The organism is Pseudomonas sp. GV047 (assembly GCF_003058245.1).
Taxonomy (GTDB): Bacteria; Pseudomonadota; Gammaproteobacteria; order Pseudomonadales; family Pseudomonadaceae; genus Aquipseudomonas; species Aquipseudomonas marginalis.
The window spans coordinates 430,428-441,390 of the sequence record NZ_QCWA01000001.1; the positions used below are offsets into that span (position 1 = coordinate 430,428).

General features: G+C 60.1%; 10 protein-coding genes. 4 read left to right on the plus strand and 6 right to left on the minus strand.

Features of this window, described 5'->3' with window-relative positions; genetic code table 11:
• Window positions 1-5: 5 nt before the first annotated feature.
• The 5 genes from C8K58_RS02110 to C8K58_RS02130 all read right to left on the minus strand — a co-directional run bounded on the left by C8K58_RS02110 (window position 6) and on the right by C8K58_RS02130 (window position 5,396).
• Window positions 6-1,028 (minus strand): ABC transporter permease, encoded by a 1,023-nt coding sequence (locus C8K58_RS02110; RefSeq protein WP_027608620.1) that lies wholly within the window; start codon window positions 1,026-1,028, stop codon window positions 6-8.
• Window positions 1,028-2,089: a microcin C ABC transporter permease YejB gene (locus C8K58_RS02115; RefSeq protein WP_027608619.1), complete on the minus strand. Its 1,062-nt coding sequence runs from the start codon at window positions 2,087-2,089 to the stop codon at window positions 1,028-1,030. Before C8K58_RS02115 ends, C8K58_RS02110 begins: the two co-directional genes overlap by 1 nt.
• Window positions 2,089-3,948, minus strand: coding sequence for an extracellular solute-binding protein (locus C8K58_RS02120; protein WP_027608618.1), 1,860 nt, complete (start codon window positions 3,946-3,948; stop codon window positions 2,089-2,091). Before C8K58_RS02120 ends, C8K58_RS02115 begins: the two co-directional genes overlap by 1 nt.
• A gap of 130 nt (window positions 3,949-4,078) precedes the next feature.
• A complete protein-coding gene (locus C8K58_RS02125; protein ID WP_003208024.1) occupies window positions 4,079-4,360 on the minus strand; it encodes a peptidylprolyl isomerase in 282 nt (93 codons plus the stop codon).
• A gap of 541 nt (window positions 4,361-4,901) precedes the next feature.
• A complete protein-coding gene (locus tag C8K58_RS02130; RefSeq protein WP_098479295.1) occupies window positions 4,902-5,396 on the minus strand; it encodes a DUF1543 domain-containing protein in 495 nt (164 codons plus the stop codon).
• A gap of 106 nt (window positions 5,397-5,502) precedes the next feature.
• On the opposite strand from C8K58_RS02130, the gene C8K58_RS02135 reads away from it, so the two are divergent.
• The gene (locus C8K58_RS02135; RefSeq protein WP_027608616.1) at window positions 5,503-6,324 is read left to right on the plus strand and encodes an aldo/keto reductase; all 822 of its coding nucleotides are present in this window, start codon (window positions 5,503-5,505) and stop codon (window positions 6,322-6,324) included.
• Window positions 6,325-6,377: 53 nt separating this feature from the next.
• On the opposite strand, the gene C8K58_RS02140 is transcribed toward C8K58_RS02135, so the two are convergent.
• Window positions 6,378-6,893, minus strand: a complete 516-nt coding sequence (locus C8K58_RS02140; protein WP_048729440.1) for an Hcp family type VI secretion system effector — start codon at window positions 6,891-6,893, stop codon at window positions 6,378-6,380.
• Between the two features lie 479 nt (window positions 6,894-7,372).
• Between C8K58_RS02140 and tssA the strand changes: the two genes are divergently transcribed.
• Genes tssA through tssC form a run of 3 tightly spaced genes read left to right on the plus strand, consistent with a single transcriptional unit; the run spans window position 7,373 to window position 10,953 of the window.
• The gene (tssA, locus tag C8K58_RS02145; protein ID WP_108572854.1) at window positions 7,373-8,920 is read left to right on the plus strand and encodes a type VI secretion system protein TssA; all 1,548 of its coding nucleotides are present in this window, start codon (window positions 7,373-7,375) and stop codon (window positions 8,918-8,920) included.
• Between the two features lie 31 nt (window positions 8,921-8,951).
• Window positions 8,952-9,449, plus strand: a complete 498-nt coding sequence (gene tssB, locus C8K58_RS02150; RefSeq protein WP_027608613.1) for a type VI secretion system contractile sheath small subunit — start codon at window positions 8,952-8,954, stop codon at window positions 9,447-9,449.
• A 28-nt stretch (window positions 9,450-9,477) separates the two neighbouring features.
• Window positions 9,478-10,953 carry a type VI secretion system contractile sheath large subunit gene (gene tssC, locus C8K58_RS02155; RefSeq protein WP_051429442.1) on the plus strand — a complete coding sequence of 492 codons (1,476 nt, stop codon included), beginning with the start codon at window positions 9,478-9,480 and terminating at the stop codon, window positions 10,951-10,953.
• Window positions 10,954-10,963 lie beyond the last annotated feature (10 nt).

Consider the following 10,963-nt stretch of genomic DNA (forward strand, 5'->3'; position numbering starts at 1 on the left):
GTCACTCATGAACGTGGGTCGAAGGCATCACGTAGTGCCTCGCCGATAAAGACCAGCAGCGACAGGATCAGCGCCAAGGTGAAAAACGCCGTCAGGCCCAGCCACGGCGCTTGCAGGTTCTGCTTGCCCTGGGCAATCAGCTCGCCCAGTGACGCACTGCCCGCAGGCATGCCGAAACCGAGGAAGTCCAAGGCGCTCAGGGTGGAAATCGCCCCGGTGAGGATGAACGGCAGGTAGCTCAAGGTGGCGGTCATGGCGTTGGGCAGGATGTGCCGGCGAATGATCTTGCCGTCGCCCAGGCCCAGGGCCCGTGCGGCCTTGACGTACTCCAGGTTGCGCCCGCGCAGGAACTCGGCGCGCACCACATCCACCAGGGCCAGCCAGGAAAACAGCGCCATGATCCCCAGCAACCACCAGAAGTTCGGCTCGACAAACCCCGACAGGATGATCAGCAGGTACAGCACCGGCAGCCCGGACCACACTTCAAGGATGCGTTGGCCGAGCAGATCCACCCAGCCGCCGTAATAGCCCTGCAAGGCCCCGGCGGCGATGCCGATGGTGGCGCTGATCGCGGTGAGTGCCAGGGCAAACAGAATCGACACCCGCGCGCCGAAGATCACCCGCGCCAATACATCCCGCGACTGGTCATCGGTACCCAGCCAGTTCACCGTCGAGGGCGGGCTGGGGGCCGGGCGGGTCAGTTCGTAGTTGGGCGTGTCGTCGCTGAACGGGACCGGCGGGAACAGCATCCAGCCGCCGTCCTGCTTGATCAGCTTTTGCACGTAGTCACTGCGGTAATCGGCCTGGAACGGCAGTTGTCCGCCGAACTGCTGCTCGGTGTAGCGCTTGAATGCCGGGAAATACAGCTCGTGCTTGTAGCTGAGCACCAAGGGCTTGTCGTTGGCGATCAACTCGCCGCCCAGGGTCAGGATAAACAGCCCGATAAACAGCCACAGCGACCACCAGCCACGACGGTTTTTCTTGAAGCGTTCGAAACGTCGACGGGCCACGGGAGACAGGTTAAGCATCAGGCGTTCCTCGCGGCGAAGTCGATACGCGGGTCCACCAGGGTGTAGCAGAGGTCGCCGATCAGTTTTATCAGCAGGCCGAACAAGGTGAAGATAAACAGCGAGCCAAACACCACCGGGTAGTCCCGGGACACGGCCGCTTCGTAGCTCATGCGGCCGAGGCCATCGAGGGAGAAAATCACCTCGATCAACAGCGAACCGGCAAAGAACACGCTGATGAACGCCTGGGGAATCCCCGAGATCACCAGCAGCATGGCGTTGCGAAACACATGGCCGTACAGCACCCGCCGTTCGCTCAGGCCCTTGGCGCGGGCGGTCACTACGTACTGGCGCGTGATTTCATTGAGGAACGAGTTTTTGGTCAGGATGGTCAGGGTGGCGAACCCGCCGATCACCAGTGCGCTGACGGGCAACACCAGGTGCCAGAAGTAGTCGGCGATCTTGCCCACGGTGCTCAGCTCGGCGAAGTTTTCCGAGACCAGCCCGCGCACCGGGAACCAGTTCAATGACGTGCCTCCGGCGAACACCACGATCAGGAACATCGCGAACAGGAACGCCGGCATCGCGTAGCCAATCACGATGGCGGTGCTGCTCCACACATCAAAGCTGCTGCCATGGCGCACCGCCTTGCGAATGCCCAGGGGGATCGACACCAGGTAGGTGATCAGCGTGGCCCACAGGCCGAGGGAAATGGTCACCGGCATTTTTTCCAGGATCAGGTCGATCACGGTGGCGCCGCGAAAGAAGCTGTTGCCGAAATCCAGCTGGGCGTAGCTCTTGAGCATCAGCCACAGGCGTTCCGGCGCGGGCTTGTCGAAGCCGTATTGTTTTTCGATGTCCTTGATCAGTTTCGGGTCCAGCCCGCGGCTGGCACGGGAGCCGCTGCTGACACCGTCGCCGGATGAGCCGCCGACCGCGCCGCCGCCGATGCCCTGCAAGTGGGCGATGGCTTGTTCCACCGGTCCGCCGGGGGCGGCCTGGACGATCACGAAGTTGACCAGCAGGATGATCACCAGCGTCGGGATGATCAGCAGCAGGCGCCGCACGATATAGGCAAACATCAGCGAGCTCCCGCGCGTTTTTTCAACTCGGTATTCATTTGTTCATTGGTCAGCGGGGTAGGGCTGATTTCCCACCAGGTTTCCAGGGCTTCATCATTCCTGGCCTCGATGGCCGGGCGGCCGAAGCGGTTCCACCACGCGGCGGAGGTGCCGGGCGGGTAGTAATTGGGGATCCACAGGTAATTCCATTGCAGCACCCGGTCCAAGGCATGGGCATAGGTAAGCATCTGCGCCTGGGTGTCGGCCTTGACCAGGCCCTTGATCAGGCTGTCGACGGCCGGGTCCTTGAGCACCATGTAGTTGTTGGCGCCCGGATCGAATGCGGCGGTCGAGCCGAAGTAGTTGTACAGCTCCATGCCGGGCGAGGTGGTGACCGGGAAGCCGGTGACGATCATGTCGTAGTCGCGGGCCATCAGGCGGTTGACGTATTGCGAAGAATCGATGCGGCGGATGTTCAAGGTAATGCCGATCTGTGCGAGGTTGCGTTTGTACGGCAACAGCAGGCGTTCCAGCCCGTTCTGGGCATTGAGGAAGGTGAACTCCAGCGGCTCGCCCTCGGCGTTGACCAGTTTGTCGCCGTCTGGCTTCCAGCCGGCTTCTTCCAGCAGCGCCAGGGCTTGCAGCTGTTTGTCGCGGATCATGCCGCTGCCATCGGTGACCGGGGCCTTGAACACCTGGGTGAATACCTCGTCGGGAATCTGCCCGCGCAAGGGTTCCAGAATCGCCAGTTCTTCCGGGGTGGGCAGCTGGGTAGCGGCCAACGGGCTGTTGGAGAAGTAGCTTTGCTGGCGGATGTACAGGTTGCGCATCATCTGCCGGTTGGCCCATTCGAAGTCCCACAGCATCGCCAGGGCCTGGCGCACGCGACGGTCCTTGAACATCGGTTTTTGCACGTTGAACACATAACCCTGGGCCGGTTGCGGCATGTCCTTGGCCAGGTGCGCACGTTGCAGGCGGCCATCGTCCAGGGCCGGGCCGTTGTAGCCGATGGAATAGCCGGTGGCGGAAAACTCACGGTTGAAGTCGTAGGCGCCACCGCGCAGTACCTGGCGGGCCACTTCGGTGTCACCGAAGTACTCCAGGCTCAGGTGATCGAAGTTGTACAGGCCGCGGCTGACGGGCAGGTCCTTGCCCCACCAGTCGGGGTCGCGGGTAAAGGTGATGGTGCTGCCCGAGTCGATCTTGCCGACCTTGTACGGGCCGCTGCCCAGTGGGGCTTCGTAGCCACCGCCGTTGGCGAAGTCGCGGGTTTTCCACCAGTGCTCGGGAAACACCGGCAGGGTGGCGACATCCAGGGGCAGGGTGCGGTTTTCATTGCTGGAGAAATCAAAACGGACCTGGCGCGGGCCTTCGACTTCGACGTGCTTGACGTCGGCGAACAGCGTGCGAAAGCGCAGGCTGCCTTGGGTCATCAGCAGGTTGAAGCTGTAGCGCACGTCTTCGGCGGTGATCGGCTTGCCGTCGGCAAAGCGCGCCTTGGGGTTGAGGAAGAAGCGCAGGGACAGGCCGTCCTCCGCGCGTTCCATCTTCTCGGCCACCAGGCCATACACCGTATAGGGCTCATCCAGGGAACGCAGGGCCAGGGGCGCATACAGCCAGCCGTCGACCTGGGAGACGCCGATGCCTTTGTCGATATACGGCAGCACATGGTCGAAACGCCCGATCTCCAGCGCCGAGCGCCGCAGGCTGCCGCCCTTGGGGGCGTTGGGGTTGGCGTAGTCGAAATGGCTGAAACCGGCGGGATACTTGGCCGGTTCGCCGTACACGGTCATGGACGGTTGGGGCGCCGCGATCACGGCGCTGCTGGCCAGCAGCAGGGCCAGGGAGGTACTGAACAGTCTGGAAAAAGCCAATCGCATTGTCAGCCTTGAACGCCGGGTGAAGAAGAATAAGGATTTGTACGCTAACGGCATCAGCGTCGCCAGTCGTCACATGCACAACGGCCCACCAAGAGGCGGGCCGTTGTTTCAAGCAGCAGCGCGGATGGGATCAGTCCTGGCGGCTGGTGACTTCCAGCAGGTGGTAGCCGAACTGGGTTTTTACCGGGCCTTGCACGGTGTTGACCGGGGCGCTGAAGACGACGGTGTCGAATTCCTTGACCATCTGGCCTGGACCGAACGAACCCAAGTCACCGCCCTGGCGGCTGGATGGGCAGCTGGAGTTGGCTTTGGCGACTTCTGCGAAATCGGCGCCGCCTTCGATTTGGGCCTTGAGTTCGTTGCACTTGTCTTCAGTGGCAACGAGGATGTGACGGGCGGTGGCTTTGGCCATGGGGATTAACTCCTTGAGTAAAAACGGTGAGCGTACCGGATTCAGGCGGTTATTTCCTGGCAAAGTTCCGCTGGGGTTCAGGTTGGGGCGTTGGGCTTGGGTATTGGCGTGATGGAGTGAGACCCAAAGCAGGCTGGTATCTACCTGATGCATATAGATCACATGTGGGAGGGTCGGTGCGACGATTCGACTTGCCCCCGATGGCGGCCTGACAGCCGACCAGGATGTTGGATCAGACCGAGTACATATCCGTTGCTGCGGTAGCGGCTGCCTATGGTTCCGCTCTTACAGCGGCTCACTTTTGGAGGGACCCAAAAGTAAGCAAAAGGTCCACGCCCCAACACTCGGCACCTCGCCTAGGCTCGGTGTGCCCGAACGCAGGCTTGAATCCGTGGGCCGCCGTCATGGGCCACGGATTCAAGCCTGCGTTCGGCCAGCGTGTTTGACGGGGCGCCTGAGATCAAGAGCAAAAGCCACAGCAACAGCAGTGTTACGTCTGACGTTGCCGGAGTTATCTGATGTCAGGTCGAATAAGCCTCCATCAATTCAAGACGATATAGTCGTTCTGCTGAATGATCGGCCGATGGGCGCCTTGCACCAGGTGCAGGTAGCGGCCGTCCACCAGGTCGATGGGCAGGCAGTCGTCGATATCCATCACGCCGTCGGTGTGGGCCTGGGACCAGTGGCGCAGCATTTGTTGCTTGCCCTTGCTGGCCGCCTCCCGTTTGTTGCGGGCGACCACCAGCAGGTAGTGGTGGGCCTCGCCAAAGCTATTGGTTTCATAACCGCCAAGGTTGATGAAGTACAGGTGATGGGCGTCGGCAGCGGGGGCCAGGTGGCTGAGTTCGACTTTCCAGCCGTCGACGCCATCCACCGCCATCCACGAATCGATATGCACGCCCTTTGGGCTGCCAAACCAGCCCTCGCGCAGTTGCGGGTAGGTGCCTTCCAGGGTGTCTGCTACGGCGAACACTACATCGTGCACTTCAATCCTTGCCCGTGGGTGCTTGCCCCCGAGCATCACGACAAACAGCATTGCAGGTCCTTCCTGGCGACTTGGCAAAGGGCAACCATACTTCGATTGAACCCTTTTGTCCGGTCAATGCCACACTGTTAATTCGCGAACTCATCAGGAGGTTGTCATGCGCACCATTGATCTGGCGGGTGTTCCCGTCCCTGTCATCGGCCAGGGAACCTGGCGCATGGGCGAAGACCCGGACCGGCGCCGCGCTGAAGTCGCGGCATTGCAACTGGGGATCGACGAGGGCATGACCCTCATCGACACCGCCGAGATGTATGGCGAGGGTGGCGCCGAGGAAGTCGTCGGCGAAGCCATCAGCGGCAGGCGTGACCAAGTGTTCCTGGTGAGCAAGGTCTACCCGCACAACGCCAGCCAAAAAGGCGTGCCCCGTGCCTGTGAAGCCAGCCTCCGGCGCCTGGGCACGGACTACATTGATCTGTATCTGCTGCATTGGCGTGGCCAGTACCCCCTTGAGGAAACTGTCGAAGCGTTCGAGCGCCTGCGTGAGGCCGGCAAGATCGGCCGCTGGGGCGTCTCGAATTTCGATGTGGCCGACCTGCAGGAGCTCGCATCCCCGGCCTGCGCGACCAACCAGGTGCTGTACAACATCGAAGAGCGCGGGATCGAATTCGACCTGTTGCCCTGGTGGCAACAACACCATTTGCCGCTGATGGCGTACTGCCCGATTGCCCAGGGTGGGGCGTTGCTGTCCAGCCAGACCCTCAAGCAGATCGCCCGCCGCCACGAGGTCACGCCTGCCCAGGTTGCCTTGGCCTGGGTGCTGCGCCAGGACGGTGTGATCGCCATTCCCAAGGCGGTCACCCCGGAGCATGTACGGCTCAATGCGGCCGCCGCCAAGGTGGTGCTCGATGAGCACGACCTGGATGCCATCGACCGGGTGTTCGGCGCACCCAAGCGCAAGCATCCCTTGGCGATGGTGTAGTTGCCTGGCAGAAACGGTGCCGTCCCTGGCTCCCGTTCCTGCTCAGGTCCGACTTAGCCCGCTACCGGGCTGCGCCAGTCATCCGATCCGGATGTGCCCGACACTTCGTGGGTCCATACGATCTTGCGATAGGTGAAGTACACATCCTCCAGGTGAGTGAAGTGGGCATTGTCCGGGTCCTGGCAATTGGGCATGCGGGACTGGATGTCCACGAGCGTCGCGCCCTCCAGTTCTATCGTGAAGTAGTGCTCCTGGGTGCCGGCCGATGATGTACGGAACCACTCCAGTCGGCATTTGACCTCTTCACCGCTGGTCAATGCGCTGAACAGCAAGGGCGATGACTTATCGAAGACCTTGCTGATCATCAGCGGCTTATGGACCCTCTGGCCCGTCGGCTGACCCGACTGCGGATCGCGGGGGATGATTACTTGATGAGCAAAGGCCTGGACCAGAATCTGGTCTTCATGACCTTCTTGATAAATGTTGCCTACCGAGTCTTGGGTAAATGTGCCTGCCGTAATCAAACCTTGTTTGACACCGGTGATGGAAAGATACGCGGGTGTTGGCATGACGGGTTTCCTTGTCTGATTGATGAAGTAGTTCCAACGGTTAATCGTGCCGGTTGGGAATGTGGTTATTACAAGAAGCGTGCCGGAAAGTGCGGGAACCAATACGGACTTGGCATGCTGTGGATATAGGCGTTGGGTTTAAACGGGTATTATGGTTTTTTTTGGCTGTTTTACGGAAAGTGTTTGCGCATAAGTGCGCATTTAGTTGCTCATATTGCTACGTCTCTTAGTAGTTGGTTTTCCGCTGGGGTTAGGTGAACTACATCTCTGTAGCTGCGCAAAAGTCTGCATATGCCTTGGTTTACGGGGTGTGTAGGAAATGTCTTAAGTGTGAACCTGTTGCTTGCTGGATGTTATTGTCGTGGCTAAGGTTTACGAGCTTCGCGGCGAATCAAGCGAAGGGTTCATGGCAATCTGGTGTGAAAGTTAAATGCACTTAGTTTGTCTCTCGTGCCTTGGATAGTCGAGTGCGCTCCTAAATGGTCCATTCAGAAAAACTCTGCGCTTATTACCTCGAGCTTGCCCGGCAGCCCTGTTTGCCAGCGAACTTTGCCGGCAGTGATATGCGCTATTCAAATGAATATGAAACCCTGGAGTCCGAACTGGCAAAGATGCAGTCCATGCATGGCGCCGGCCAGCCGGACTGGCAAAAGCTCCTGGAAATCAGCGAATGCCTGTTGCGTGAGCAGTCCAAGGATCTGCGCGTGGCCGTCTGGCTGACCTGGGCGCTGTACCACCGCGAGTCCTTTGCCGGACTGCTGGCTGGCCTCGGGTTGCTGCGCTATCTGTGTGAGCACCATTGGTCGGCGGTATACCCTGGAAAGCTGCGCACCCGCGGCGCGGCGTTCGGCTGGCTGGTCCTGCGCCTTGAGACACTGCTTGTCCAAGACCTGTCGGTTCAGGACCAGCAACCCCTATTCCAGTCCATGCTTGAACACCTCACGCGCCTTGATGAACTCTGGACTGCACATTTGGGAGGCGACGCGCCGCTGTTGCTGCCGATTCGCAAACAATTGGAGCAGTGGTTGGCGCTTGCTGTGCAAGGCCATCCCCCTGTCGCCGGGTTGAACGCCGCCGTTGCGCAAGTGCAACCCGCTGCTACGCCATCCTCAACGGCCAAACCGACGGTAAACAACGAAAAAGACGCGCATGAATTGCTGTATGCCTTGCAGGAACAAGCTCGTCCGTTGTGTGCCTGGTGGTTACGCCAGGACGCCGCCGACCTACGGGCCTTGCACCTGAGTCGAACGCTGGCCTGGCTGTCCATCGTCCGCTATCCGGATGCCAACGGTGAGCGAGTCACCGCGTTGTGCGGACCTGCCCCCGACAGACTCAAGTACTACCAGCAACGTTTTGCCCAAGGCCATCACGCCGAGCTGCTGCCTGAACTTGAGGCCGGCCTCTCAGGTGCGATGTTCTGGTTCGATGGGCTGTACATGCTCTGGCAATGCCTGGAAGCCCAGCAGGCGGAACTGGCCATGAGCGAGTTGGAAGTGAGTTTCGCCCTGCTGTTGCAACGATTGCCGGACTTGCCGGCGTTTCGCTTTCAAGGGGGCGCTCCTTTTGCCGACGACGCCACTCGCGACTGGATCGCACTGCATGTCTCCCATTACCTGCAAACCCCTGAGGCGCCCCGCGTGGGGGGCGATGCCGAGCCCTGGGAGATCGCCTTGCAGGATGTGCTACCGCGGCTGCGCAAGGATGGGCTCAAAGCCGCGGTACATGAGCTCAATCAAGGCCTGCATGCCGCTCGCAGCGATCGCGCCCGCTTTTATTGGCGGTTGGCCCTGGCGCGCTTGTGTGCACACGCTGGCAAACATGAACTGGCGAAGATCCAGCTCGAACAACTGGACTTCGAGCTGCAGCGCTCGGGCCTGGAGCGCTGGGAGCCGGAGCTGGCGTTTCAAGTGACACGCCTCTTGCACCGCTGCTGCGACCTGCTGCCACAAAACCATGCCGTGCGCGAGCGCAAGGAAGACACCCACCGCAGGCTGTGCCTCTTCGATCTGGAAGCGGTACTTGAATAGGCTTACGAGCCGCTTGAAAAGGAGATTTACCATGGCCAAAGAAGGTTCGGTAGCACCCAAGGAACGCATCAATATCACCTTCAAACCCGCCGTCGGCGGTGTGCGGGAAGAAGTCGAGCTTCCGTTGAAACTCCTCGTGCTGGGGGACTTCACCCAGCGTGAGGACCTGCGCAAGCTTGAAGATCGCAAGCCCATCGCCCTCAACCAGAACACCCTCGATGAGGTGTTGGCCAAACAGGCGCTGAGCCTGACGCTGAATGTCCCCAATCGGCTCCAGGACGGCGCCGAGGTCGAAGACCTGGCCATCCAGTTACGAATCAATTCGATGAGGGATTTCAACCCGGCGAACCTGGTGGAGCAGATCCCCGAGTTGCACAAGCTGATGGCCCTGCGTGAGGCGCTCATGGCGCTCAAGGGACCACTGGGCAACACGCCGAGCTTTCGCAAAGCCATCGAACAGGCCCTGGCCGACGACGAATCCCGTGCCCGAGTATTGGCGGAGCTGGGCCTGAGCGGCCGGACCGCCTGACATTCTTCAGTAAAAGGACACTGGCGCCATGACGACTCAACACACCTCGATACCCGTACTCATCACTGACGAGCACAGCATTCTCGACAACATCATCGCCCAGACTCTGTTGAGTGCGGATGATGAGGCCTACGGCATAGCCAGGCGTGGCGTCTCGGCATTTATCGAAGAGCTGATCAAGCCGCAGAACAGCGGGGAACCGGTCAAGAAACACCTGGTTGACCGGATGATTGCGGAGATTGACGAGAAGCTCGGTCGGCAAATGGATGAGATTCTGCACCACCCGCGCTTCCAGGCCCTGGAATCCTCATGGAAAGGCCTGCAGTTGTTGGTCGAGCGCACCAACTTTAGAGAAAACATCAAGATCGAACTGCTGAATGTCTCTCGGCAAGACCTGCTGGATGACTTCGAAGACTCACCCGAGGTGACCCAGTCCGGGCTCTATAAGCACGTCTACAGTGCGGAGTACGGTCAGTTCGGCGGTCAACCTGTGGGCGCAATCATCGCTGACTTCTTTCTTTCCCCCAGCGCCCCCGATGTGAAGCTGATGCAATACGCTTCCAAGGTCGCCTGCATGGCCCATGCACCGTTTATCGCGGCCGCCGGGCCGACTTTTTTCGGCTTGGAAAGCTTCACCGATCTACCTGACTTGAAGGATCTCAGGGATCATTTCGAAGGTCCGCAGTTCGCCAAATGGCATAGCTTTCGCCAGAGCGAAGATGCCCGTTATATCGGGCTGACGGTGCCGCGATTCCTGCTGCGCACGCCTTACGATCCCCTTGAATGTCCGGTCAAGACCTTCGCCTACCGGGAAACCGTGGTGAACAGCCACGAGCACTACCTTTGGGGTAATACCGCCTACGCCTTTGCCACACGATTGACCGACAGTTTTGCGCGGTTTCGTTGGTGCCCGAACATTATCGGTCCGCAAAGCGGCGGCGCAGTGGAGGACTTACCCCTGCATCACTTCCACAGCATGGGCGAAATCGAAACCAAGATTCCCACTGAAGTGCTGGTATCCGACCGTCGCGAATACGAACTGGCGCAAGAGGGTTTCATTGCCTTGACGATGCGCAAGGGCAGTGACAATGCCGCGTTTTTCTCCGCCAGCTCGGTGCAACAGCCAAAGCGTTTCGGCATCAGTGCCGAGGGCAAGGAGGCCGAGCTGAATTACCGCCTGGGCACCCAGTTGCCCTACATGATGGTGGTCAACCGCCTGGCCCATTACCTCAAGGTCCTGCAACGGGAGCAACTGGGCTCGTGGAAGGAGCGTACCGACCTGGAGCTGGAGCTCAACAAGTGGATTCGCCAGTACGTGGCCGACCAGGAAAACCCCAGTGCCGAAGTGCGTGGGCGGCGGCCATTGCGGGCGGCACGTATCGTTGTCAGTGATGTCGAGGGCGAGCCTGGCTGGTACCGCGTCAACCTGAGTGTGCGACCGCACTTCAAATACATGGGGGCGGATTTCACCCTGTCCCTGGTTGGCAAGCTCGACAAAGAATGAGCAGGGGCCA

Coding starts and splice junctions, on each gene's coding strand:
- C8K58_RS02125 (WP_003208024.1), bottom strand. CDS start 4,360: ATGGCCAAAGCCACCGCCCGTCACATCCTCGTTGCCACTGAAGACAAG.
- C8K58_RS02115 (WP_027608619.1), bottom strand. CDS start 2,089: ATGTTTGCCTATATCGTGCGGCGCCTGCTGCTGATCATCCCGACGCTG.
- C8K58_RS02140 (WP_048729440.1), bottom strand. CDS start 6,893: ATGCCAACACCCGCGTATCTTTCCATCACCGGTGTCAAACAAGGTTTG.
- C8K58_RS02135 (WP_027608616.1), top strand. CDS start 5,503: ATGCGCACCATTGATCTGGCGGGTGTTCCCGTCCCTGTCATCGGCCAG.
- tssC (WP_051429442.1), top strand. CDS start 9,478: ATGACGACTCAACACACCTCGATACCCGTACTCATCACTGACGAGCAC.
- C8K58_RS02110 (WP_027608620.1), bottom strand. CDS start 1,028: ATGCTTAACCTGTCTCCCGTGGCCCGTCGACGTTTCGAACGCTTCAAG.
- tssA (WP_108572854.1), top strand. CDS start 7,373: ATGGTCCATTCAGAAAAACTCTGCGCTTATTACCTCGAGCTTGCCCGG.
- C8K58_RS02120 (WP_027608618.1), bottom strand. CDS start 3,948: ATGCGATTGGCTTTTTCCAGACTGTTCAGTACCTCCCTGGCCCTGCTG.
- C8K58_RS02130 (WP_098479295.1), bottom strand. CDS start 5,396: ATGCTGTTTGTCGTGATGCTCGGGGGCAAGCACCCACGGGCAAGGATT.
- tssB (WP_027608613.1), top strand. CDS start 8,952: ATGGCCAAAGAAGGTTCGGTAGCACCCAAGGAACGCATCAATATCACC.